At 64.8% G+C, this 23,244-nt stretch carries 20 protein-coding genes; 19 read left to right on the forward strand and 1 reads right to left on the reverse strand.

Translation table 11 applies throughout. The features are described 5' to 3' along the window. The first annotated feature begins 209 nt into the window (after positions 1 to 209). The 15 genes from rpsB (at position 210) to ABIC75_RS06400 (ending at position 15,405) form a co-directional block, all read left to right on the forward strand. Positions 210 to 1,100: a 30S ribosomal protein S2 gene (gene rpsB, locus ABIC75_RS06330; protein WP_354012984.1), complete on the forward strand. Its 891-nt coding sequence runs from the start codon at positions 210 to 212 to the stop codon at positions 1,098 to 1,100. Positions 1,101 to 1,159: 59 nt separating this feature from the next. After that, positions 1,160 to 2,038 (forward strand): translation elongation factor Ts, encoded by an 879-nt coding sequence (tsf, locus tag ABIC75_RS06335; protein ID WP_354012985.1) that lies wholly within the window; start codon positions 1,160 to 1,162, stop codon positions 2,036 to 2,038. Between the two features lie 233 nt (positions 2,039 to 2,271). Continuing rightward, entirely contained in the window at positions 2,272 to 2,994 is a 723-nt protein-coding gene (gene pyrH, locus ABIC75_RS06340; protein WP_354012986.1) for a UMP kinase, read from the forward strand. Positions 2,995 to 3,150: 156 nt separating this feature from the next. After that, entirely contained in the window at positions 3,151 to 3,708 is a 558-nt protein-coding gene (gene frr / locus ABIC75_RS06345; RefSeq protein ID WP_354012987.1) for a ribosome recycling factor, read from the forward strand. 20 nt (positions 3,709 to 3,728) lie between these two features. Next, positions 3,729 to 4,469, forward strand: coding sequence for a polyprenyl diphosphate synthase (uppS, locus tag ABIC75_RS06350; protein ID WP_354012988.1), 741 nt, complete (start codon positions 3,729 to 3,731; stop codon positions 4,467 to 4,469). Positions 4,470 to 4,485: 16 nt separating this feature from the next. Next, positions 4,486 to 5,304, forward strand: coding sequence for a phosphatidate cytidylyltransferase (locus ABIC75_RS06355; RefSeq protein WP_354012989.1), 819 nt, complete (start codon positions 4,486 to 4,488; stop codon positions 5,302 to 5,304). Next, on the forward strand, positions 5,301 to 6,488 hold the full coding sequence (locus ABIC75_RS06360; RefSeq protein WP_354012990.1) for a 1-deoxy-D-xylulose-5-phosphate reductoisomerase: 1,188 nt from the start codon (positions 5,301 to 5,303) through the stop codon (positions 6,486 to 6,488). The genes ABIC75_RS06355 and ABIC75_RS06360 overlap by 4 nt, the downstream gene beginning before the upstream one ends. 22 nt (positions 6,489 to 6,510) lie before the next feature. Next, a complete protein-coding gene (gene rseP, locus ABIC75_RS06365; RefSeq protein WP_354012991.1) occupies positions 6,511 to 7,857 on the forward strand; it encodes an RIP metalloprotease RseP in 1,347 nt (448 codons plus the stop codon). Positions 7,858 to 8,073: 216 nt separating this feature from the next. Next, a complete protein-coding gene (gene bamA, locus ABIC75_RS06370) occupies positions 8,074 to 10,542 on the forward strand; it encodes an outer membrane protein assembly factor BamA (RefSeq protein ID WP_354012992.1) in 2,469 nt (822 codons plus the stop codon). Positions 10,543 to 10,685: 143 nt separating this feature from the next. Next, entirely contained in the window at positions 10,686 to 11,714 is a 1,029-nt protein-coding gene (lpxD, locus tag ABIC75_RS06375; RefSeq protein ID WP_354012993.1) for a UDP-3-O-(3-hydroxymyristoyl)glucosamine N-acyltransferase, read from the forward strand. After that, positions 11,707 to 12,180 carry a 3-hydroxyacyl-ACP dehydratase FabZ gene (fabZ, locus tag ABIC75_RS06380; protein ID WP_046972869.1) on the forward strand — a complete coding sequence of 158 codons (474 nt, stop codon included), beginning with the start codon at positions 11,707 to 11,709 and terminating at the stop codon, positions 12,178 to 12,180. The genes lpxD and fabZ overlap by 8 nt, the downstream gene beginning before the upstream one ends. Further along, positions 12,177 to 12,950: an acyl-ACP--UDP-N-acetylglucosamine O-acyltransferase gene (lpxA, locus tag ABIC75_RS06385; protein ID WP_354012994.1), complete on the forward strand. Its 774-nt coding sequence runs from the start codon at positions 12,177 to 12,179 to the stop codon at positions 12,948 to 12,950. The genes fabZ and lpxA overlap by 4 nt, the downstream gene beginning before the upstream one ends. Positions 12,951 to 13,006: 56 nt before the next feature. Beyond that, the gene (gene lpxB, locus ABIC75_RS06390; RefSeq protein ID WP_354012995.1) at positions 13,007 to 14,218 is read left to right on the forward strand and encodes a lipid-A-disaccharide synthase; all 1,212 of its coding nucleotides are present in this window, start codon (positions 13,007 to 13,009) and stop codon (positions 14,216 to 14,218) included. Then, the gene (locus tag ABIC75_RS06395; RefSeq protein WP_354012996.1) at positions 14,211 to 14,849 is read left to right on the forward strand and encodes a ribonuclease HII; all 639 of its coding nucleotides are present in this window, start codon (positions 14,211 to 14,213) and stop codon (positions 14,847 to 14,849) included. The genes lpxB and ABIC75_RS06395 overlap by 8 nt, the downstream gene beginning before the upstream one ends. Positions 14,850 to 15,204: 355 nt before the next feature. Next, positions 15,205 to 15,405, forward strand: a complete 201-nt coding sequence (locus ABIC75_RS06400; RefSeq protein WP_354012997.1) for a hypothetical protein — start codon at positions 15,205 to 15,207, stop codon at positions 15,403 to 15,405. Positions 15,406 to 15,454: 49 nt separating this feature from the next. Here the strand turns inward: ABIC75_RS06400 and ABIC75_RS06405 are convergent, their stop codons facing one another. After that, entirely contained in the window at positions 15,455 to 16,888 is a 1,434-nt protein-coding gene (locus ABIC75_RS06405) for an amino acid permease (protein WP_436407888.1), read from the reverse strand. A gap of 168 nt (positions 16,889 to 17,056) precedes the next feature. On the opposite strand from ABIC75_RS06405, the gene ABIC75_RS06410 reads away from it, so the two are divergent. The 4 genes from ABIC75_RS06410 (at position 17,057) to ABIC75_RS06425 (ending at position 23,233) form a co-directional block, all read left to right on the forward strand. Then, on the forward strand, positions 17,057 to 17,608 hold the full coding sequence (locus tag ABIC75_RS06410) for a TlpA family protein disulfide reductase (RefSeq protein WP_354012998.1): 552 nt from the start codon (positions 17,057 to 17,059) through the stop codon (positions 17,606 to 17,608). Positions 17,609 to 17,700: 92 nt separating this feature from the next. Further along, complete coding sequence (gene dnaE, locus ABIC75_RS06415; protein WP_354012999.1) at positions 17,701 to 21,261, forward strand: DNA polymerase III subunit alpha; 3,561 nt, start codon at positions 17,701 to 17,703, stop codon at positions 21,259 to 21,261. Positions 21,262 to 21,889: 628 nt separating this feature from the next. Continuing rightward, a complete protein-coding gene (locus ABIC75_RS06420) occupies positions 21,890 to 22,846 on the forward strand; it encodes an acetyl-CoA carboxylase carboxyltransferase subunit alpha (protein ID WP_354013000.1) in 957 nt (318 codons plus the stop codon). Between the two features lie 6 nt (positions 22,847 to 22,852). Next, positions 22,853 to 23,233: a VOC family protein gene (locus tag ABIC75_RS06425; protein ID WP_354013001.1), complete on the forward strand. Its 381-nt coding sequence runs from the start codon at positions 22,853 to 22,855 to the stop codon at positions 23,231 to 23,233. Positions 23,234 to 23,244 lie beyond the last annotated feature (11 nt).

Consider the following 23,244-nt stretch of genomic DNA (forward strand, 5'->3'; position numbering starts at 1 on the left):
ATTGTAACCGCGTTGCGGTGCAAGCCCCACAAGTCCTTGATCGGACACTTAAACGCCACACACGTATCGGCACCGTCTTCGGGGTGCCTTGGTCAGCCTTCCCAATCATAGCGGGCTGCCGGGGTCGAAGTCGGGGATGCGTGGAGGTCCCAACCCCCGGGCCACTCACCTCCCTCATCGGGACGGCCCAACAATTTGGAGTTTTACCCATGGCACAAGTCACCATGCGCCAGATGCTTGAAGCTGGCGTGCACTTCGGTCACCAGACCCGTTACTGGAACCCGAAGATGGCCCCGTTCATCTTTGGCGCCCGCGGCAAGATCCACATCATCAACCTCGAGAAGACGCTGCCGCTCTTCACCGACGCGATGAACTTCCTGTCGGCCATCGCCCAGAAGCGCGGCACCGTGCTGTTCGTCGGCACCAAGCGCTCGGCCCGTGAGCCGTTGGCTGAAGAAGCCGCACGCGCCGGCATGCCGTTCGTCACCGCCCGCTGGCTGGGTGGCATGCTGACCAACTTCCGCACCGTGAAGCAGTCGGTTGCCCGCCTGAAGGAACTGGAAGCCGCCGAGACCGACGGTTCGTTCGACCGCCTGGTCAAGCACGAAGTGCTGGCTCGCCGCCGCGAGCGCGACAAGCTCGAGAACTCGCTGGGCGGCATCAAGGACATGAACCGTCTGCCCGACGCCCTCTTCATCATCGACATCGGTCATGAAGACATCGCCGTGCAGGAAGCCAAGAAGCTCGGCATCCCGGTGATCGCCGTGGTCGACACCAACTACAACCCGGAGCTGGTCGATTACGCCATCCCGGGCAACGACGACGCCATCCGCGCCATCCAGCTGTACGCCCGCGCTGCCGCTGACGCCATCCTGGAAGGCAAGGCCGCCGCGCCGGCCGCCGCCCAGGGCGACGCCAACGAGTTCGTCGAACTCGACGAGGAAGGCAACCCGGTTGCCAAGGAAGAGCGCAAGGCTGCCCCGCGCCGCGACGACCGCAACAATCGTGGTCCGGCCAAGAAGGGCGCTGGCGCGCCGCGTCGTGATGGTGGCCGTGGTGGCCGCGGTCGCGCCGACGAATCCTCGTCGGACGGCGAGTAAGCCTTACCGCCCCGGCCCTTCACGGGCCGGGGTGCATCAAAGATATTCGAGGAACCCAGATGACTGCCATTTCCGCAAAACTGGTTAGCGAACTGCGCGAGCGCTCCGGCGCTGGCATGATGGATTGCAAGAAGGCGCTGGTCGAGAACAACGGCGACATCGACGCCGCCATCGAGTACCTGCGCAAGACCGGCCTGGCCAAGGCCGACAAGAAGGCTGACCGCGTGGCCGCCGAAGGCCGCATCGCCACCGCCCAGGCCAACGGCAAGGCCGTGCTGGTCGAAGTGAACAGCGAGACCGACTTCGTCGCCAAGGCACCGAACTTCGTGCAGTTCACCAACGAAGTGGCCGAGGCCGTGCTGGCTTCCGGCGCCACCGACATCGACGCCGCCAAGGCCGCCGCCTTCCCGGGCGCCGACAACGTCGAGGCCGCCGCCAAGTCCCAGACCGCCACCATCGGCGAGAAGATCGAAGTGCGCCGCGTCGCCCAGATGGCGAACGACGGCCCGCTGGCCACCTACTCGCACGGCGGCAAGATCGGCGTGATCGTGGCCCTCAAGGGCGGCTCGGAAGAGCTGGCCAAGGGCATCGCCATGCACGTGGCGGCCATGAACCCGCCGCACATCAAGCCGGAACACGTGCCGGCCGAGTTCATCGCGAAGGAGAAGGAAATCGCGCTGAGCCAGATGACCGACAAGGACAAGGCCAAGCCGGCCGACATCCTGGAAAAGATCATCTCCGGCAAGATCAACAAGATCGTCTCGGAAGTGACCCTGGTCGGCCAGCCGTACGTGCTGGACACCAACACCACCGTTGGCGACGCCCTCAAGAAGGAAGGCGCTGACGTCGTGGCCGTGGTGCGCCTGGCCGTGGGCGAAGGCATCGAGAAGGTGCAGGAAGACTATCTGGCCGAAGTGGCCAAGGCGATGCAGGTCTAAAACCTTGCTTCCCTGAAGTCTCGAAGAAGCCGCGGGCAACCGCGGCTTCTTTTTTTATGAAAGCCCGCCACCCCGCCCCGCGTTCCCCAGCGCGGGCCCGTCCAGGCGGACTCCATCGCCAACCCCACGATGGAACTGGGTTTTCTTACCCCCGTAACGACACGCAACCCTTACCCGTTCGCGTCACTCTCGTTACAATGCGCGCGTTTTGCCCCACACAATCCGGAGACCCCATGAGCGCACCGCTTAATTACCGCCGCATCCTGCTCAAACTCTCCGGCGAAGCCTTGATGGGTGAAGCCGACTACGGCATCGACCCCAAGGTGATCGGCCGCCTGGCCGATGAAATCATCGAAGTCCAGAAGGCCGGCATCCAGATCGGCGTGGTCATCGGCGGCGGCAACATCTTCCGCGGCGCCGGCCTTGCGGCTGCCGGCATGGACCGCGTCACCGGCGACCACATGGGCATGCTGGCCACCGTGATGAACGCACTGGCCATGCAGGATGCCATCGAGCGCCGCGGCGGCTTTGCCCGCGTGATGAGCGCCATCCAGATCCACGACGTCTCGGAAGACTTCATCCGTCGCCGCGCGATCCGCCATATCGAGAAGGGTCGCATCGTGCTGTTCGCGGCCGGCACCGGCAACCCGTTCTTCACCACCGACTCGGCCGCCGCGCTGCGTGCCGTGGAAGTGGGCGCGGATCTGCTGCTGAAAGCCACCAAGGTTGACGGCGTGTACACCGCCGATCCGGCCCGTCACAAGGACGCCACCCGCTACGACACGCTCACCTACGACCAGGTGATCGAACGCAAGCTGGCCGTGATGGACACCGCCGCCATCGCGCTGTGCCGCGACCACGGCATGCCGCTGCGCATCTACGACATGACCGTGCCGGGCAACCTCATGCGCATCATGCATGGCGAAGCGATCGGCACGCTGGTGTCGGGCGACTAGCGAGAAGCGAAGGAAGAGAATTGAGGAGTGAGAACGCCAGGACCGTCAATCTGGGCGAGTCCGGCAGGCACTCTCACTACTCACTCCCCTCCCTTCGTTCCTGCTTTCCTCCCCCTGCTATACTCGCGGGCTTGCACGGTTTGAGGGGTGTTTCCCATGCTTAATGACATCAAGAACGATGCCCAGACCCGCATGGGCAAGAGCATCGACTCGCTCAAGCACAGCCTGACGCGACTGCGTACGGGTCGCGCGAGCACCGCGCTGGTCGACGGCATCAAGGTGCCGTACTACGGTTCGGACATGCCGCTGAACCAGGTCGCCACGGTTGCGCTGGGTGATTCGCGCTCCATCATCATCACGCCGTTCGAAAAGAGCCTGGTCGCGCCGATCGAAAAGGCCATCATGGCGTCGGACGTCGGCATCACGCCGAACACCGCTGGCACCACCATCCGCCTCAACATGCCGCCGCTCACCGAAGAGCGTCGCCGCGAGCTGGCCAAGCACGTGGCGCACGAAGGCGAGGAAGCCAAGATCGCCATCCGCAACGTGCGCCGCGACGCCATGCAGCAGGTCAAGGATCTGCTCAAGGAAAAGCTGATCACGGAAGACGATGAGCGCAAGGCGGAAGACGAAATCCAGAAGCTCACCGATCGCTTCGTGAAGGACGTCGACGGCGTCGTCAAGAACAAGGAAGAGGAGCTGATGGCGCTCTGAGCGCCATCGCTGCCGCTCCAATGACCAGCGCCGATCCTGCGCGGATACCGCGCCACATCGCCATCGTGATGGATGGCAACGGCCGCTGGGCGAAACTGCGCCATCGGCCGCGCACCTTCGGCCACAACGCCGGGCGCAAGGCCGTGCGCAACGCCGTCGAAAACTGCCTGCGCCAGGGCGTCAAGGTACTCACCCTGTTCGCGTTCTCCAGCGAGAACTGGCAGCGTCCGCAGGACGAAGTCGGCGCGTTGATGGAATTGTTCGTGCGCGCGCTGGACAAGGAAGTCGACGAACTGCACAGCAACGGCGTGCGCATTCGCTTCGTCGGCGACCTGGGCAGCTTCGAGAGCGGCTTGCGCCAGCGCATGATGGCCGCCATGGCGCGTACGGCGGGCAACGATGCGCTGCACCTGAACATCGCGGTGAGCTACGGCGGCCGCTGGGACATCGTGCAGGCCGCGCGCAAGGCAGCCGAAGCGGTGGCGCGTGGCGAACTGCGCGCAGAGGACATCGACGAGAAGCTGCTCGGTCACTGGATGTGCCTGGCCGACCTGCCGCCGCTGGACCTTTTCATCCGTACCGGCGGCGAGTACCGCGTCAGCAACTTTCTTTTGTGGCAGCTTGCCTACGCGGAGCTGCACTTTACCGATACCCTGTGGCCCGATTTCGACGAGGCTTGCCTCAAGAGCGCCATCGACGATTACGCACGCCGCGAACGCCGCTTCGGCAAGACCGGCGAACAGATCGCCCAGAAGGCTTGAGGGCCTAAGGACATCCATGCTGCTCCAGCGCACCCTGACCGCACTGCTGCTCGCTCCGCTGGTGATCGCGCTGATCCTGCTGGCGCCCACGGGCATCTTTGCCGCCATCGTCGCCGCCGCCTTCCTGGCCGCCATGTGGGAATGGACCCGCCTGTCGGGCCTGAAGGAAACCGCGCCGCGCGCCGCCCTGCTCCTGCTCACCGCCGTGGTGTTCGCGCTGTGCTGGTGGATCCGCGGAGGCATCGCCTGGCCGTTGCTCATTGGCATCGGCGTGAGCTGGTGGATCGTGGTGGGACAGTGGCTGCGCCACTTTGCTTTTGGCGCTGCGCCCACCCGCGAAAACTGCCTGATGAAGCTGGGCGCGGGCTTCCTCGTGATCGTTCCGACGTGGATCGCCGCGGTGACCATCCACGGCTCGTCCGATCACGGCAACTGGTGGACGCTGGTGGCCCTGTTCATTGTCTGGGCCGCTGACATCGGCGCCTATTTCAGTGGCCGACAGTTCGGTCGCCGCAAGCTCGCGCCCACCATCAGCCCGGGCAAGACCTGGGCGGGCGTGTATGGCGCCTTCGTTGCCGGCGCCATCGTGGCGGGCGTGGGCGGCTCGATGCTCGGCGCCACGGGCAGCAAGCTTGTCGGCGTGCTCGTGCTGTCGGTGTTCGTGGTGGTCGCCTCCATCGTGGGCGACCTGTTGGAAAGCCTGATGAAGCGGCATGCCGCGGTGAAGGATTCCGGCAGCCTGTTCCCCGGCCACGGCGGCCTGCTTGATCGCCTCGACAGCGTGTTCGCGGCCCTGCCCGTCTTCGCTGCCGGCATGCTTCTGCTGGGTCTATGAGTCACGCGCTTCGCAAGGTTGCCGTGCTCGGCGCTACCGGCTCGATCGGTGGCAGCACACTCGACGTCATCGCCCGCCATCCCGATCGTTTTCGCGCCACCGTGCTCGCGGCGCACAGCAACGTTGCTGCGCTGGCCGAACTGTGTATCCGTTTTCGCCCGGAACTCGCGGTCATTGCCGATCCCGCACTGGAAGGCGAGCTGTCCCGTCGCCTGAGCGCGGCAGGCGTGGACTGCGATTTCGCCAGCGGGCACGACGCCGTGACGCAAGCGGCGTCGGGCACTCTTTGCGACACAGTGGTTGCCGCCATCGTGGGCGCGGCGGGACTCGACTCGACCTTGGCCGCGGCGCGCACCGGCAAGCGCCTGCTGCTGGCCAACAAGGAATCCATCGTGATGGCCGGCGCGCTCCTACTGGAAGCGCTGGCCGTCGGCGGCGGCGAACTGATTCCGGTGGATTCGGAACACAACGCCATCTTCCAGTGCCTGCCGGGCGGACGCCCCAACCTGGCGGCCAGTGGCGTACGTCGCCTCATCCTGACCGCCTCCGGCGGCCCGTTCCGTGGCCGTACCCGCGCGGAGCTTGCCGGCGTCACGCCCGAGCAAGCATGCAAGCACCCGAACTGGGTGATGGGCCGCAAGATCTCGGTGGACTCCGCCACCCTGATGAACAAGGGCCTGGAAGTCATCGAGGCGCACCACCTGTTTGGCGCGGCGCCCGACGTCATCGACGTGCTGGTGCATCCGCAAAGCCTGGTGCATTCGATGGTCGAGTACGTCGACGGTTCGGTGCTCGCCCAGCTGGGCAACCCGGACATGCGTACGGCCATCGCGCATGCGCTGGCGTGGCCGACGCGCATCGAGGCTGGCGTCGCCCCGCTGGATCTCGCCGCCTGCGCGCCGCTGACCTTCCAGCAGCCCGACCTGGCCACCTTCCGCTGCCTTGCGCTGGCCTTCCAGGCCCTGCGCGCGGGCGGTGACGCCACCGCCATTCTCAACGCCGCCAACGAGGTTGCCGTGGAGGCATTCCTGGCCGGCGCGCTCCCCTTCCTCGGCATCGCCGATCTCGTCGAGAGCGTACTTACGGAACTGCCGCCGCAAGCTGTGGTCGATGTCCAGACCCTGAATGAACGCGACCGCACGGCCCGCGAGGTCGCCCGCCGCATCCTTCGCAACGCTTGCTGACAAGCCTGATAAGCTCTCACCGATGAATAGTGTATTTGGCTCAGTGTTTTGGTTGCTCGTCACGCTCGGCGTGTTGGTGACCTTTCACGAATTTGGACACTACTGGGTGGCACGGCGTTGCGGCGTCAAGGTGCTGCGTTTCTCCGTGGGTTTCGGCAAGGCCATCTGGAAGCGCATCGGCAAGGACGGCACCGAATACCAGGTGGCCATGATTCCCCTGGGCGGCTACGTAAAGATGCTCGACGCCCGCGAAGGTGAGGTCGATCCCGCACTCGCCGGCCAGGAATTCACCGCCAAACCCGTATGGCAACGCATCGCCATCGTGGCCGCCGGCCCCGCGTTCAATCTCATCTTCACGCTGTTCGCGTTCTGGCTGATGTTCATCGTCGGCAAACCGGACGTGGCGCCCGTCATCGCCGCGGTGCCGCAGAGCATTGCCGCGCAGGCAGGCGTCCAAACCGGTGACCGTATTCTTAGCGTGGGCGGGCGCGCGGTGCAGACATGGAGCGACTCCATGGATGTCGTCGCCAACTCCCTGCTCGGCCGCGATCCGCTGCCCATGCAGGTGCGCGGCACGGACGGCGCCACGCGCAACCTCGTGCTGCCGCTAGACCACCTTCCGGCCGGCCAGGACATTGGCCAGTACCTGGACGAACTCGGCCTCAAGCTCGCCCCCTCGCCGGCCGTCGTGGCCCTCGTGCTTCCCGGCAAACCTGCCTCGGTGGGCGGCATGCAGGGCGGCGACCGCGTGATCGGTCTCAACGGCACCGCGGTGGACAGTTACGAGGAGTTCCAGCGCCTGGTGCCGCAGGAAGCGGCCAAGTCGCCGACCCTGGCCATCGTGGTGGAACGTGGCGGCAAGACCCTCCCGCTCTCCGTCACGGCCCGCATGGAGTCGCTGGAAGGCCAGCCGACCAATTGGGTGATCGGCGTGCAGTTCGCCCAGCGCGAACCGGCCGTGCTTCGCTATGGTCCGCTCAAGGCCATCGGCGGTTCGCTGGAGATGACCTGGAACAGCGCCGCCTCCACGTTCAACATGATCGGCAAGATGTTGACCGGTCAGGCATCGACCAAGAATCTCTCGGGCGTCATCGGCATCGCCCAGGTCGCCAATGCCTCGGCGAGCATGGGGATGGGCTGGTTCTTCAGCTTCCTGGCCATGGTCTCGCTAAGTCTTGCGATCCTCAACCTCATGCCGATTCCCGTCTTGGACGGTGGTTGGCTGCTGTATTACCTTATTGAGTTGGTTAAAGGCAGCCCCGTCAGCGAACGTGCGATGATGGCAGGTCAGTATGTCGGCCTAGTCATGTTGTTCACGTTAATGGGATTGGCTTTCTACAACGACATCCACCGCTTCCTGCCCACGTGACGCGCGCCGGCTTTGCCGAAAGTCGCGCTTTCGTCCGACGGACAGGTGTACCTGCGGCGTGCGCGATCACGCGCTTGCCACGGGCACACGGCGGTGGTTCACCCGGCGCATCTGGGGAAGATGCAAGCACCCTTTCAAGGCTGGGCTTGTCCTGGCTTCACGTATTGATCGGGGCGGTTTCGGCCGCCTCATCGGAATAAACCAACGGAATCGACGATGAAGCGTATCGCCGCCCTGATCCTGCTTGCCTCACTCTCCGCCAATGCCCTCGCTTTCGAGCCGTTCGTCGTTTCCGATATCCGTATCGATGGCCTCAGCCGCATTTCCGCCGGTACGGTGCTCAATTACCTGCCGGTCAACCGTGGCGACCGCCTGACCAACGACGGCGCCCAGCGCGCCATTCGCGCCCTTTACCAGACCAAGTTCTTCAGCGACGTCGAAATCGATCGCGAAGGCGACATCATGGTCATCAAGGTGGTCGAGCGTCCCTCGATCGCCAAGCTCACCCTGCGCGGCAACAAGGACATCAAAGAAGAAGATCTGCGCAAGGGCCTGAAGGAAATCGGCCTGTCCGAAGGTGAAACCTTCGATCGCCTGTCGCTCGATCGCGTGCAGCAGGAACTGGTGCGCCAGTACTACAACCGCGGCAAGTACAACGTGTCGGTCGATCCGCACGTGACCCAGCTCGATCGCAACCGCGTCGCCATCGATATCGAAATTCGCGAAGGCAAGGTCGCGAAGATCAAGGAAATCAACATCGTCGGCAACAAGGCGTTCACCGACAAGGACATCCGCAAGGGTTTCGAGTCGGACACGTCCAACCTGCTGTCATGGTATTCGAAGGACGACCAGTACTCGCGCGAAAAGCTCTCGGGCGACCTGGAGAAACTGCAGTCCTACTACATGGACCGCGGCTACGCCGACTTCGGCGTCGACTCCACGCAGGTGACCATCGCGCCGGACAAGCGCTCGATGTACATCGCCGCGAGCGTCAAGGAAGGTGACATCTACACCATCTCCGACGTGCACCTGCTGGGCGAACTGATTCTCCCCGAAGATGCGCTGCACCAGCTGGTGTACGTGCACAAGGGCGACACCTTCAATCGCAAGGCGATCGAGGCGAGCACCAATTCGATCAAGAACATCCTGGCGAGCATCGGTTACGCGTTCGCCAAGGTGACGCCGGTGCCCAAGCTCGACAAGGACAAGCGCACCGTCGACCTCACGCTCTACATCGAGCCGGGCAAGCGCGTGTACGTGCGCCGCGTGATCTTCCAGGGCAACACCCGCACGGAAGACGATGTGATGCGCCGCGAAATGCGTCAGCTGGAAGGCAGCTGGTTCTCCCAGCCGGCCATCGACCGTTCGAAGATCCGCCTGCAGCGCCTGGGTTACTTCAAGACGGTCAACATCGACAAGGCGCTGGTGCCGGGCACCGAAGACCAGGTCGACCTGACGGTGAAGGTGGAAGAACAGTCCGCCGGCAGCCTGATGTTCGGCGTGGGCTACTCGCAGTACTCGGGCATCATCCTGTCCGCGTCGGTGTCGCAGAACAACTTCATGGGCACCGGTGACAGCTTCACCGTGGGTGCGTCGCGCAGCGACTACTCCACCAGCATCAACGCCAGCTACTTCAACCCGTACCTCACCGACAGCGGCGTGGGTATCGGTTACAACGCCGGCTACACCAAGAGCAACTACGGCGACACCAACAGCGACTTCGTGAACTACGAAAGTTCGATGAAGTCGTTCTCCAGCTTCCTGAGCTTCCCGATCTCCGAAACGGACAACATCCGCGCGGGCCTGGGCCTCAGCAGCAACAAGATCAACCTCAGCTACCAGTACCTGACCGTCGACGAGAACGGCAACACGGTTACGCAGACGGCCAACTACTCGCCGCAGGTGCTGATCGACTACCAGAACGCGCTGGGCCACCAGACCATCCACACGTGGGATGCCACGCTGGGCTGGAACCATGACACGCGCAACGGTTACTGGGCGCCGACCCGCGGTGGCTTGATCTCGCTGTCGACCGATATCGCCCTGCCCGGCTCGACCGTGCAGTACTACAAGATCATGGGCGAGGCGAATCATTACTGGCCGATCGGCAAGGGCTTCGTGCTCTATGTGGACGGTCAGGTCGGCTACGGCAAGACCTACGGCCAGACCTTCGACAACGACGGCGGCACCACCTACACGGCTGGCGAGAAGATCACCTTCCCATTCTGGGAAAACTTCTACTCCGGCGGTGTGCGCGACGTTCGCGGCTTCCAGGACAACACGCTCGGTCCCCGCGTCTGCGTGGGCACCGTGGCCGACGCCAGCGGCAAGCAGGTGCCGATCACGCCGTCGGCGAACGGCACCTGTAACGGCAGCGTGTACAGCTACGCGCAGCCGCTGGGTGGTGCGTTCAAGGTGCTGGGCACGGCGGAGCTGTACCTGCCGCTGCCGTTCCTCAAGGACATCAACACGGCTCGCGTGTCGTGGTTCGTGGACGTCGGCAATGCTTACCAGGATTACCAGAGCTTCACGGCCAAGACGCTGCGCGTCTCCACCGGCCTGTCGCTGCACTGGCAAGCGCCGATCGGCCCGCTGATCATCAACTTTGCGGTGCCGCTGCGCACCCAGGCGGATGATGGTCACTACGAAGAGCGCATCCAGTTCACCTTCGGCAGCCAGTTCTAACCAACCGGCAGTCCAGGGATCGAACCACCAGGAGGCGCGGCATGGCCGCGCCTTCTTTTTTGCGGCCACCATCGCTGGCGCGATGCGATTTTTTGATGCCCTTCACGGGCCGCCCTACAATGCATCGATTGCAGGGAGCTGATATGAGCGTTTTCCAGATCACCGTATCCGAGCTGGCCGAGCGTTTTGGCCTGGTGTGCCATGGCGACGGCTCGCACGTCATCGATGGCGTCGGCACCCTCGCTGGCGCAGGCCCCAGCCAGTTGAGCTTCCTCTCCAACAGCAAGTACGCCTCGCAACTGGCCGCCACGCGGGCCGGCGTGGTAGTGATGCGCGAGGAGAACGTCGCCGACAGCCCGGGCATCGCCCTGGTGGCCCGCGACCCGTACGTGGTCTACGCCAAGATCGCCGCCCTGTTCGAACGCCTGCCCGCGGCGCCGCAGGGCGTCCATCCCACCGCCGTGGTGGCGCCGACGGCCCGTGTCGCGCCCACCGCGAGCATTGGCCCGGGCTGCGTGATCGAAGACGGTGCCGTGGTGGAAGACGGCGCCATCCTCGGCCCGCATTGCATCATCGGCCCCGAGTGCACGGTGGGCGCACAATGCCGCTTGGTGGCGCGCGTGACCCTGGTCATCCGCGTCACCCTGGGCAAGCGCGTGCTGGTGCATCCGGGTGCGGTGATCGGATCGGACGGCTTCGGCCTCGCCTTCGACCGCGATCACTGGATCAAGCTGCCCCAGCTGGGCGGCGTGCGCATCGGCGACGACTGCGAGATCGGCGCCAACACCACCATCGACCGCGGCGCGCTGGACGACACCGTGCTCGAGGAAGACGTGCGGCTGGATAACCAGATCCAGATCGCCCACAACGTCTACATCGGTGCGCATACTGCTTTGGCAGGCTGTGCCGCCGTGGCCGGCAGTGCCAAGATCGGCCGTTATTGCATGATCGGCGGCAATGCTGGCGTGCTGGGCCATCTGGAGCTGGCCGACCGGGTTACCATTACCGCCAAGAGCCTGGTCACGCACTCCATACGCGAGCCGGGCGAATACTCTTCGGGCGTTCCGCTGCAGGAGAACCGCCTGTGGCGGCGCAACGCAGCCCGTTTCAAGCATCTTGATGAATACGCGCGCCGGATCTCGGCGCTGGAGAAGGACAGCAACAATGAGTGACCTGACCGTGCCCTTCCACCTTCCCGTGAACGTGGAACAGATCCAGCAGCTGCTGCCGCACCGCTATCCGTTCCTGCTGGTGGACCGCGTGATCGAGCTGGTGCCCGACAAGAGCGCCGTGGCGATCAAGAACGTGACGATCAACGAGCCGTTCTTCCAGGGCCATTTCCCTGGTCATCCGGTGATGCCGGGCGTGCTCATCGTGGAAGCCATGGCGCAGGCCGCCGGCCTGCTCACGCAGATCTCCAGCCGCCTCAAGGGCACCACGGGCAGCCCGCTGTTCTACCTGGCCAAGGTGGACAATGCGCGCTTCAACGCACCGGTGGTGCCGGGCGACCAGCTCCGCCTCGAAGTGGAACTCAAGCGCCTGCTGCGCAGCATGGGCCTGTTCGAGGCGCGCACCATCGTCAACGGCAAGGAAGTGGCCAGCTGCGAACTGATGTGCGCCGCGAGGTCCGACAAATGATCCATGCCACCGCGCAGATCGATCCTTCTGCCGTCATTGCCAATGACGTCAGCATCGGCGCGTACAGCGTGATCGGTGCCGACGTGCATATTGGCGAAGGGTCGGTGATTGGTCCGCACGTGGTCATCGAAGGTCCCACGCGCATCGGCCGCGAGAACCACATCAGCCAGTTCGCCTCGCTGGGTGGCGCGCCGCAGGACAAGAAGTTCAAGGGCGAGCGCACCGAGCTGATCATCGGCGACCGCAACCAGATCCGCGAGTTCGTCACCATCAACCGTGGCACCGAAGAAGGCGGCGGCGCCACGCGCATCGGCAACGACAACTGGCTGCTGGCGTACGTGCACGTAGCCCACGACTGCCAGATCGGCAACAACACCGTGTTCTCCAACTACTCCGCGCTGGCTGGCCACGTGGAAGTGGGCGACTGGGTGGTGATGGCCGGTTTCTCGGGCGCGCACCAGTTCTGCAAGATCGGCGCGCATGCCTTCATTGGCATGGGCTGCCTGCTGGGCTCGGACGTGCCTCCGTTCGTGATGATGGCCAACGAGCAGCGCGGCCGTCCGCGCGGCATCAACAGCGAAGGCCTCAAGCGCCGCGGCTTCGACACCACGCGCATTTCGGCGATCAAGCGCGCGTACCGCACGCTGTACATGGCCGGCCTCACCTTGGCCGACGCACGCGAGCAGCTGAGCACGCAGGCCAACGACAGCGACGACGTGCGCGCCATGCTGGAATTCCTCGATCGCAGCGAGCGCTCGCTGGCGCGTTGATATGGGCTTTGCTCATATCAACAAAACAGGCGCTGGCTCTTACGGCGGATGGCGACATGCTTGAGAACCAGGTGACAAGGCGCGCCCCCACCATCGCCGTGATTGCCGGCGAAGATTCCGGCGATCAGCTGGGTGCCGACCTGGTCGCCGCGCTTCGCCGCCGTTATCCCGAGGCGCGCTTCGTCGGCATCGGCGGTGCGCGCATGCAGGCCACCGGCTTCGATTCCTGGTACGACATCAAGGAACTGTCGCTGTTCGGCTTCGCCGAAGTCGTCTCGCATTTGCCGCGACTGTTGAAGCTGCGCAAGGAGCTGGTGGCACGGCTCATCGCCGCGCGCCCCGACGTGGTGGTCGGCATCGATGCGCCCGACTTCAACCTCGGCGTCGAAAAGCGCCTGCGCGAAGCCGGCATCCGCACCGTGCACTACGTGAGCCCTTCGGTCTGGGCGTGGCGCGAAAAGCGTACGGAGAAAATCGGACGCAGCGCCAACCGCGTGCTGTGCCTGTTCCCGATGGAACCGGCCATCTACGCACGTCACGGCGTCGACGCGCGCTTCGTAGGGCATCCGCTGGCCGATCGCTTTGCGCTGGTGTCGGATCGCATCGGCGCACGCGATTTCCTCGGCATTCCGCTCAGTGTTCCCGTGCTTGCCGTATTGCCGGGAAGTCGCGGTTCCGAAATCAAGCAGCTGGGCGCGGCCTTCATCGAAGCCGCGCGCAAGATCGCGGCACAGATGCCGGGACTGCGCATCATCGTGCCCGCCGCGAACGAGCGCGTGCACGCCAGCCTGAAAGAAATCATCGGCCACGCCGAAGGCGAAAGCGCGCCGCAACTCATCGACGGTCACGCGCACGAAGCCATGCTCGCGGCCGACGTGGTGATGCTCGCCTCGGGTACGGCCACGCTGGAAGCGATGCTGGCCAAGCGCCCCATGGTGGTGGGTTACCGCGTGTCGCCGGTGAGCTACCGCATTGCGCGCGCGCTTAACATGCTCAAGACGGACGTCTATTCGCTGCCCAATATTCTGGCCCGCGCCAACGGCATGGGCGACGACGTGGTGCTGGTTCCCGAACTGATGCAGGATGATTTCACCGCCGACAAGCTGGCCGAGGCCACGCTGTCGCTGTTTCACGACAGCGAAAGGCGCGGCGCCATCGTGGCCGCGTTCGAGCAATTGCATCTTGCGTTGCGTGGCAATCTCGAAGGGCACGCCGGCGATCTTGCCGCCAACGCCGTCGCGGAACTGATCGAGGCACGCCATGGTTGAGGTGAAGGCCAGGACGCGTCGCGAGGCGCCTGCCGCCGATGCCGTCGTGCGCTTTATCGCTGGCGTGGACGAAGCGGGACGTGGGCCACTGGCTGGTCCCGTGGCCGTGGCTGCGGTGATTCTCGATCCATCCAAGCCACGCATCCGCGGCCTGGACGACTCCAAGAAACTTACGCACGCCAAGCGCGAATCGCTCTACGAGAAAATCGTGGAACGCGCGCTGTCCTACAGCATCGTTTTGGTGATGTCCGACGAGATTGACCGCATCAATATTTTCCAGGCCACCATGACGGGCATGAGCCGCGCGCTGGCGGGGCTCACGCCTTCCGCGCACGAAGCGTGGATCGACGGCAACGCACTGCCACGCGACCTTCCCTGCGCGGGACGCGCCATCGTCGGTGGCGACGCACTGGAACCTGCCATCAGTGCCGCATCCATTCTCGCCAAGGTCACGCGCGACCGCTGGATGGTGCAGCTCGATCGCGAGCATCCCGGTTATGGCTTCGCCGAACACAAGGGCTATGGCACGCCTGCGCATCTGGCCGCACTGCAGCGGCTTGGTCCCTGCCCGCATCATCGGCGCAGCTTTGCGCCGGTGAAAATCCTGGTGGACCAGGGCGTTCTGTTCTGAGCTGAAGGCTGCTCTCGCGAGCGCTGATACCGCATCGCCGAATGCAACAGCGAGGCCAATCCGTGCCTCTTCCTGCATGCCCAATGACCCACGTCATCGGCGCGCAACAGCGCTAAGCTACGCTTGAAATCAAGGAGCAGCGCAGGCTGCCGCCACGCGTACGTCGAAGCAACCTTTTTCGCTGCAGCTGCATCCGAAGGGATAAGGAAGCGAAGCCACCGGCGCTCGGCTCACCCCATGCAACGCACCACGGTGCGGTGTGCTTCCATCAGGCACGGATGCTGGCCCCACGCGGCCTCCCCAGCGGCGTGGGCTCTCGAACTCCAAGCGCGCATTCGACCGCAGGAGTTGCGTCATGAGCACCTACCGCCGCCCAAACGACCCTGACGTCAGCCCCAACCTCACACCGTCGTCGCAACTCACACCCGATGAGATGTCCGCGATCGCCGAGGCCGAATACCAGCACGTCGACTACGACCGCCAACCGCTAAGGGTGCAGGGACTGGACCACTACCTCCAGCCATACGACATGAGCGAGCGCTTCCACATCTGGTGAACCGGAGGTCGGCGACGATGGAGCGCCATCGTCGCCGCGCGATGCGTGCTCAGCCGCGCGCCCTGAGTGCGCTGTGCCGGTAGCCGTAGCCGATGTAGATGAGCATGCCCAGCGCGGTCCAGCCGGCGAGCAGCATCCAGTTGCCGGCATTCATCTGCGCCAGCAGGAACAGGCACACGATCACACCGAGCGAGCACACCGCCGGTGCGGCGGGCACGCGGAACCCACGCGGCAGATCCGGGCGCGTGTGGCGCAGCACCAGCACGCCGATGCACACCGTGGCAAACGCCAGCAGCGTGCCCATGGAAAGCAGATCGCCCAGCAGGCTCAGCGGAAACACCGCGGCAAGCACGCCGCCAATCACGCCCACCAGCACGGTCGTGCGATGCGGCGTCTTGAAGCGCTCATGCACCGCGCCAAACGTACGCGGCAGCAGGCCATCGCCAGCCATCGTGTAGAGAATGCGCGCCAGGCCCAGGTGCATCACCAGGATCACCGACGTCAGACCGGCCACGGCGCCCACCTGCGTCAGCAACTTCAGCCACGCAAGCTGCGGATGGGCCGCCAGCGCGGTGGCCACCGGCTCGGCCGTAGCCAGCTGCGGATACGGCACCAGGCCCGTCAGCACCGCCGCCACGATGATGTAGAGCACCGTGCACACGGCCAGCGAGATGAGGATGCCGGCCGGCACGTTCTGCTGCGGGTTGCGCGTTTCCTGCGCCGCCGTCGCCACCGCGTCGAAACCGATGTATGCGTAGAACACGCTGGTCGCCGCGCGGAACACGCCGCTCCAGCCGTAATGCGTCCCGCCCTGGTTCGCCGGCACGTACGGGTGCCACAGCGAGGTGTCGATGTACTGCAGGCCGAACACCACGAACAGGATCACCACCAGCACCTTGAGCACCACCACGACGCTGGCGAACAGCGTCGACTGGCGCGTGCCGGAATACAGCAGCGCGGTGATCGCGGCGACTACCAACAGCGCTGGCAGATTGATCAACGCACCGGTCACCACGAAGTGCCCGTCGACGAATGCCAGCGGCGCATTCGCCAGCACGGCCGGCACGTCGATGCCCATGCTGTGCAACAGGCCCACGCCGTAACCGGACCAGCCCACCGCCACCGACGACACCGCCAGCAGATACTCGGCCACCACGTTCCACCCGATGAACCAGGCCAGCAATTCGCCGAACGTCGCGTACGCGTAGACATACGCACTGCCCGACACCGGCAGCATGGCCGCGAATTCCGCGTAGCTCAGCGCCGCCAGCGCGGCGGCGAGTCCGGCCAGCACGAAGGATATGGTGAGCGCCGGACCGGCATGCTCGGCGGCCGCCTGGCCGGTGATCACGAAGATGCCCGCGCCGATCACCGCACCCACGCCCAGGACGATCAAGTCCTTCAGCCCCAGCGTGCGCCGCATGTTGTCGCTGGCCGAGAGCGAGGCCTCGATAGGCTTGACGGTGAACAGCGAACGGATCAATGACATCAGTGCTTCCCCGGCGAGCGCCAAGGCTGCCGTCCAGATGGATAAAGCACCGGACCATGCCAGTCCCCGGCCTTCCCTGCAACCGCCACAGGTCCGGCCTGCCTCGGCCCGATGCGGGTCTCCACGCCTCGGCTATGCTTGGCCGGTCAAAGGGGAGACGCCATGAAACGCTCGATGCGAAATGCACTTGCCGTGCTGGCCCTGGGCATGGCCACCTTCTGCCAGGCGCTGCCGGCTCCGGGCGAGGTGCCGCCGGACTATCTCGGCCACGACCGCGACGGACACGACGTGCTCATCTCGGGCATGCACGGCAAGGTGATCATCGTGTCCTTCTGGGCCTCGTGGTGCGCTTATTGCCGGAAGGAGCTGCCGGTGCTCGCGGCGCTGCAGAAACTGAAAGGCGCTGACGAGCTGAAGGTCGTCGGCGTGAACCACGACGACGAATACGACAAGTTCAAGGACTTGCGCCGCCGCTGGAAGAACCTCGACGTCATCCTCACCTACGACGCCGCGGACAACCGCATCGGCAAGCCATACAAGATCAACGGCCTGCCCTTCATGGTGATGATCGGGCGCGATGGGCGCATCGCCCACGTCCATACCGGCTACGGCGAAGACTCGCTGAACACCATCATGACCGAAGTGGACGAGTTGCTCGCCCAGCCCGCGCCCGAAGCGCCAAGCACCGCCAGCGCAAGCCCGGCATCCTCCTGATACCGCGCGGAAAAGCCGGGGCGGAACCAATGTCAATTCTTGCCCGCCCCGTGCCGCACCGTTAGGCTGGACATCCATCTTGCGCGTGCGCCATGTCCGTCCGCTTCGCTCACCTCCACCTTCACAGCGAATACTCGCTGGTCGACTCGACCATCCGCATCAAGGGGCTGGTTGAAGCGTGCGTGCGCCTGGGTATTCCGGCCGTCGCGCTGACCGACGACAGCAACATGTTCGCGCTGGTGAAGTTCTACAAGGCCTGCAGCGCGGCCGGCATCAAGCCGATCGGCGGTTGCGACGTGTGGGTGAGCGCACCCGATGACCCGCGCCCCTGGCGTCTCACCCTCATCTGCCAGGACCGCGAGGGTTATCTGAATTTGTCGCGGCTGGTGTCGCGCGCGTGGCGCGACGGCCAGCACAGTGGACGCGCGCTGGTCGATGCCAGCTGGCTCACGCCGGAAACCACCAAGGGCCTGATCGCCCTGCTCGGCCGCGAAAGCGAAGCCGGGCGCATCGCCGTGAACCAGGGCGTGGACAACGCGGCAGCGCGCCTGCGTCCGTTCGCCAACCTGATGGCCGACCGCCTCTATCTCGAACTCACGCGCACCGGCCGCGAAGGCGAGGAAAACTGGAACGTAGCCGCGCTGGCGCTCGCCGCGCAGCTCGACCTTCCCGTCATCGCCAGCAACGACGTGCGCTTCCTCAAGGCGGACAACTTCGAATCGCACGAAGCACGCGTGTGCATCAACCAGGGACGCGTGCTCGCCGACCCCAAGCGCCCGCGCGACTACAGCGACCAGCAATACCTCAAGTCGCCCGAGGAAATGGAAGCGTTGTTCGCCGACCTTCCCGAGGCGCTGGAAAACACCGTCGAGCTGGCCAAGCGCTGCACGTTGCAGCTCGATTTCGGCACGTACTACCTGCCCGACTTTCCGGTGCCGGAAGGCCACGACCTGGCCAGCTACATCCGCGCGATCTCGCGCGAAGGCCTGCGGGAACGTCTTGAGTTCGCCGGCGTGGCGCCCGGCCGCACGCGCGAGGAATACGAAACGCGCCTGGAACGCGAGCTGGACGTCATCATCAAGATGGGCTTCCCCGGCTACTTCCTGATCGTGGCGGACTTCATCAACTGGGGTAAGCAGAACGGCATTCCCGTCGGCCCGGGCCGCGGTTCGGGCGCGGGTTCGCTGGTGGCGTGGGTACTCAAGATCACCGACCTGGACCCGATCCAGTTCGACCTGCTGTTCGAGCGATTCCTCAATCCCGAACGCGTGTCGATGCCCGACTTCGACATCGACTTCTGCATGGATCGCCGCGACGAGGTGATCGACTACGTCGCGCGCAAATACGGCCGTGACCACGTCAGCCAGATCATCACCTACGGTTCCATGGCCGCGAAGGCCGTGCTGCGCGACTCCGGCCGCGTACTCGGCATGGGCTACAACGCCGTCGATCGCATCGCCAAGCTCATTCCCGCGCGCCCGCTCGACCTCACGCTGCAATGCGCGCTGGGTCGTTCGGAAAAGGCAAAGAAAGAACCCGATCGCATCGTCAAGGAATTCTGCGAACTCTACGAGCAGGACGAAGAAGCACGCACGCTGATCGACCTGGCGTTGAGCCTGGAAAGCCTCACGCGCAACGTCGGCAAGCACGCCGGCGGCGTGGTGATCGGTCCCAAGCCGCTCACCGAGTTCGCTCCGCTGTACTGCGAACCGGGTGGCGCGGGCGTGGTCACGCAGTACGACAAGGACGACGTGGAAGCGGTCGGCCTGGTGAAGTTCGACTTCCTCGGCCTGCGCACGCTGACCATCATCGATTGGGCCGTGAAGGCGATCAATCTGCGCCGCGCGAAAACCGGCGAAGAAGCGCTGGATATTTCCGCGCTGCCGCTGGATGACGCGTACACCTACAACGAGGTGTTCAAGAAAGCGCAGACGGTGGCGATCTTCCAGTTCGAATCGGCCGGCATGCAGCGCATGCTCAAGGATGCGAAGGCCGACCGTTTCGAAGACCTGATCGCCCTGGGCGCACTGTATCGCCCCGGCCCGATGGACCTGATCCCCAGCTTCGTGGCGCGCAAGCACGGCCGCGAAGAAGTGGTGTACCCCGATCCGCGCGTCGAACCCGTCCTGAAAGAGACCTACGGCATCATGGTCTATCAGGAGCAGGTGATGCAGATGGCGCAGATCGTGGGCGGTTATACGCTCGGCGGCGCCGACCTGCTGCGCCGCGCGATGGGCAAGAAGAAAGTCGAGGAAATGGCGAAGGAACGCGCCAAGTTCCGCGAGGGTGCCGCGAAGGACGGCGTCGGCAGCACCAAGGCCGACGAAATCTTCGACGTGATGGAGAAGTTCGCCGGCTACGGCTTTAACAAGTCGCACGCTGCCGCGTACGCGTTGGTGTCGTATCAAACCGCATGGCTGAAGGCGCACTACCCCGCCGAGTTCATGGCCGCGACGATTTCGTCGGACATGGACAACACCGACAAGGCCGTCACCTTCATCGACGAGTCGAAGGCCATTGGCCTGAAGGTGCTGCCGCCGGACGTGAACGCGTCCGAGTTCATGTTCGTGGCGGTGGAGCCGAAGGTGATCCGCTACGGCCTGGGCGCCATCAAGGGCGTGGGCCAGGGCGCGTGCGAAGCGATTGCCGACGAGCGCAAGCGCAACGGCCCGTACAAGGACCTGCCCGATTTCTGTCGTCGCGTGGATTCGACCAAGCTCAATCGACGCGTGCTGGAAGCATTGATTCTCTCCGGCTCGCTCGACGCGCTGGCGGACAATCGCGCCAGCCTGATGGCGCAATTGCCGAACGCGATGAAAGTGGCCGAGCAGCATCTGCGCGATCGCCAGAGCGGCCAGAACGACATGTTCGGCGCCATGATGGGAAGCGTCGCGCCCGTCGTGCAGGTGGAGCTGCCCACCGTGCCGGAGTGGCCGCTGGAGCAGTTGCTGCAAGGCGAACGCGACACCCTGGGCCACTACCTTTCCGGCCATCCCACCGATCCGTGGAAGGACGAACTCGCCCAGCTTTCCACCTGCCCGCTGGGCGAGATCGCCGAGCGCTACCAGCCACCCAAGCCGCGCAAGAACGACGACGGCGACAACAACCGCTTCCGCCGCGGCCCCGATACGCCGTGGACCGTCGCCGGCATGGTTACCGCCATCCGCAAGCGCGGCGATAGCGACGCGTTCGTGCGCCTCGAAGACGGCACCGGCATCGTCGAAGTGAGTTTTTTTGGCGAGCTCTACCAGCAGGTCGCGCCGCTGCTCACGCGCGACGAACTGCTGGTGGTGGAAGGCGGCCTGCGCATCGACGATTTCTCCGGCGGCGGCTTCGCACTGCGCGCCCGCAGCGCCTACACCCTGGGCGATGCCTGCCGCCGATATGCGCGTCTGCTGCGTTTGAAACTGAACGGGGTGAACCCCACTTTCATCGAGGACCTTCGTCGCACGCTGGCCGGGTACCGGGGTGGGCGAGCCAGTGTGATTCTTCACGGCTACCACAACGCCACCGCACAGGCCGACCTGGAACTGGGTGAGGAATGGCGGGTGGACGCCATCCCCGAGCTCCTGCGCGCGATCCGGGCGGTGCCGGGCGTGGAGGCGGCCAAGCTGCGCATCGTGAAGACGGATGATCGGCCGCGGGGCGATTGAGCCCCTAGCTCGTCATCCCGGCGCAGGCCGGAATCTAGCTTTTGATCGTCATTCCTGCGAAAGCAGGAGGCGCTTTTTCAACAGCCGAATGGCTGGTCATCCAGTGCCTTTGCCCTTCGTTTAGGCGGCAGTGTTGCTGCCGCCCCTCTGCAACGCTCCCGCCAGCGTGCCGCCTACGCGGCGGGCGTTTCGATCGGCTGCCGCCGCTCGAGTCACTTTTCTCTTGCTGGCCCAAGAGATCCCACGGGGACTAGCTTCGCGTCGAAAGTAACCCAAAGAGAATGGCCTCAAGAGCTCACACTGACTGCGGTATACGAACCCGAGGGATTTGGAGCCCGGATCGTCACGATCTCCCTAAACAGCGGTGTGGCCACATCGCGAGTAAGGCGGTGTTGAGGACTTAGAGCCGAACGTTGCACGCCTTGGCGCCTCCTCTCCGGTGGCTAGAGGGCCGAGGTCTTGCCACCTTCACGGTGGAGAGAGGGGATGGCCTAGCCAATTCCCACCTACCGCATGGCGGCACAGCCCAGCGACGCTTTTCACCCTTTCCTAACCCCATACGCCCCCGTTCCCGCGAAATTCCGCGGCCCGGTATACTTGCGCGCTTCCGTGTCATGAACTGCACCGAATGAATCCCAACTTCCTCGATTTCGAACAACCCATCGCCGAGCTGGACGCGAAGATTGAAGAGCTTCGCCATGCCAGTCACGGGCAGGCGTTCAATATCGACGAAGAAGTCGCCCGCCTGCGCGAGAAGCTGAAGCTCAAGACCAACGAGATCTTCCGCAACCTCACGCCGTGGCAGGTGACGCAGCTGTCGCGCCATCCGGGTCGTCCGTACACGCTCGACTACATCAGCGTGATGTGCGACGAGTTCCACGAGCTGGCGGGCGACCGTGCCTATGCCGATGACGCCGCCATCGTGGGCGGCCTGGGTCGCATCAATGGCCGCTCGGTGATGATCATCGGCCACCAGAAGGCGCGCGATACCAAGGGCAAGGTGCGCCGCAACTTCGGCATGCCGCGTCCCGAGGGCTACCGCAAGGCGCTGCGCCTGATGAAGATGGCCGAGCGTTTCGGCCTGCCGCTGATCACCCTGATCGATACCCCAGGCGCCTACCCGGGCGTGGGCGCGGAAGAGCGCGGCCAGTCCGAAGCCATCGCCCGCAACCTGCTGGAAATGGCGGACCTGAAAACGCCCATCGTCTGCACCGTCATCGGTGAAGGCGGTTCGGGCGGCGCGCTCGCCATCGGCGTGGGCGATCGCACCGTCATGCTGCAGTACTCCACGTATTCCGTGATCTCGCCGGAAGGCTGCGCGTCCATCCTGTGGAAGAGCGCCGAGAAGGCGCGCGACGCCGCCGAGGCGCTGGGCCTCACCGCGCCGCGCCTGCTGGAGCTGGGCCTGATCGACAAGGTCGTGCGCGAACCGTTGGGTGGCGCGCATCGCAATCCGCATTCGATGGCCGTGCGCCTCAAGGCCGTGCTGCTCAACCAGCTCGACGAGCTGGAAGCGCTGCCCATCAAGGACCTGATGGAACTGCGCTACAAGCGCCTGCGCGGCTACGGCGCGTACACGGAATAAGCCGTCATGAGCGTGCGCAGGCTGGACCACGTCAACCTGCGCGCGCCGGCCAACCTCATCGAGCAGGCGAGGCGCTTCTACATCGACGTGCTCGGCTTCGAAGAAGGCCCGCGTCCCATCGTGCGTTCCCGCGGCCATTGGCTCTACGCCGGTGGCGCGCCGCTGATCCACCTCAGCGTGATCGAAGAAGCCCACGGCGAACCCGCACCGACCGGCTGGATCGCCCACATCGCCCTGGCCTGCGAAGACGCACCGCGCATGCAGGCTACGCTCGATCGGGCCGGCGTGCCCTATCGCGTTGGCGGCTCGCCGGAACAGGTCCAGTTGTTCCTGCTCGATCCCGCCGGCGTAACAGTGGAACTCAATTTCCGCACCAGCCTCGCCTGACTGCACAGCGC

This window comes from Dyella japonica, from assembly GCF_040545895.1.
Classification (GTDB): Bacteria; Pseudomonadota; Gammaproteobacteria; order Xanthomonadales; family Rhodanobacteraceae; genus Dyella; species Dyella japonica_D.

Excerpts from the sequence above, each read along its gene's own strand:
- tsf (WP_354012985.1), top strand. The coding sequence starts at position 1,160 with ATGACTGCCATTTCCGCAAAACTGGTTAGCGAACTGCGCGAGCGCTCC.
- frr (WP_354012987.1), top strand. The coding sequence starts at position 3,151 with ATGCTTAATGACATCAAGAACGATGCCCAGACCCGCATGGGCAAGAGC.
- rpsB (WP_354012984.1), top strand. The coding sequence starts at position 210 with ATGGCACAAGTCACCATGCGCCAGATGCTTGAAGCTGGCGTGCACTTC.
- ABIC75_RS06420 (WP_354013000.1), top strand. The coding sequence starts at position 21,890 with ATGAATCCCAACTTCCTCGATTTCGAACAACCCATCGCCGAGCTGGAC.
- ABIC75_RS06360 (WP_354012990.1), top strand. The coding sequence starts at position 5,301 with ATGAGTCACGCGCTTCGCAAGGTTGCCGTGCTCGGCGCTACCGGCTCG.
- rseP (WP_354012991.1), top strand. The coding sequence starts at position 6,511 with ATGAATAGTGTATTTGGCTCAGTGTTTTGGTTGCTCGTCACGCTCGGC.
- bamA (WP_354012992.1), top strand. The coding sequence starts at position 8,074 with ATGAAGCGTATCGCCGCCCTGATCCTGCTTGCCTCACTCTCCGCCAAT.
- ABIC75_RS06395 (WP_354012996.1), top strand. The coding sequence starts at position 14,211 with ATGGTTGAGGTGAAGGCCAGGACGCGTCGCGAGGCGCCTGCCGCCGAT.
- lpxB (WP_354012995.1), top strand. The coding sequence starts at position 13,007 with ATGCTTGAGAACCAGGTGACAAGGCGCGCCCCCACCATCGCCGTGATT.
- lpxA (WP_354012994.1), top strand. The coding sequence starts at position 12,177 with ATGATCCATGCCACCGCGCAGATCGATCCTTCTGCCGTCATTGCCAAT.
- ABIC75_RS06355 (WP_354012989.1), top strand. The coding sequence starts at position 4,486 with ATGCTGCTCCAGCGCACCCTGACCGCACTGCTGCTCGCTCCGCTGGTG.
- ABIC75_RS06410 (WP_354012998.1), top strand. The coding sequence starts at position 17,057 with ATGAAACGCTCGATGCGAAATGCACTTGCCGTGCTGGCCCTGGGCATG.
- lpxD (WP_354012993.1), top strand. The coding sequence starts at position 10,686 with ATGAGCGTTTTCCAGATCACCGTATCCGAGCTGGCCGAGCGTTTTGGC.
- ABIC75_RS06400 (WP_354012997.1), top strand. The coding sequence starts at position 15,205 with ATGAGCACCTACCGCCGCCCAAACGACCCTGACGTCAGCCCCAACCTC.
- uppS (WP_354012988.1), top strand. The coding sequence starts at position 3,729 with ATGACCAGCGCCGATCCTGCGCGGATACCGCGCCACATCGCCATCGTG.
- dnaE (WP_354012999.1), top strand. The coding sequence starts at position 17,701 with ATGTCCGTCCGCTTCGCTCACCTCCACCTTCACAGCGAATACTCGCTG.
- pyrH (WP_354012986.1), top strand. The coding sequence starts at position 2,272 with ATGAGCGCACCGCTTAATTACCGCCGCATCCTGCTCAAACTCTCCGGC.
- ABIC75_RS06425 (WP_354013001.1), top strand. The coding sequence starts at position 22,853 with ATGAGCGTGCGCAGGCTGGACCACGTCAACCTGCGCGCGCCGGCCAAC.
- fabZ (WP_046972869.1), top strand. The coding sequence starts at position 11,707 with ATGAGTGACCTGACCGTGCCCTTCCACCTTCCCGTGAACGTGGAACAG.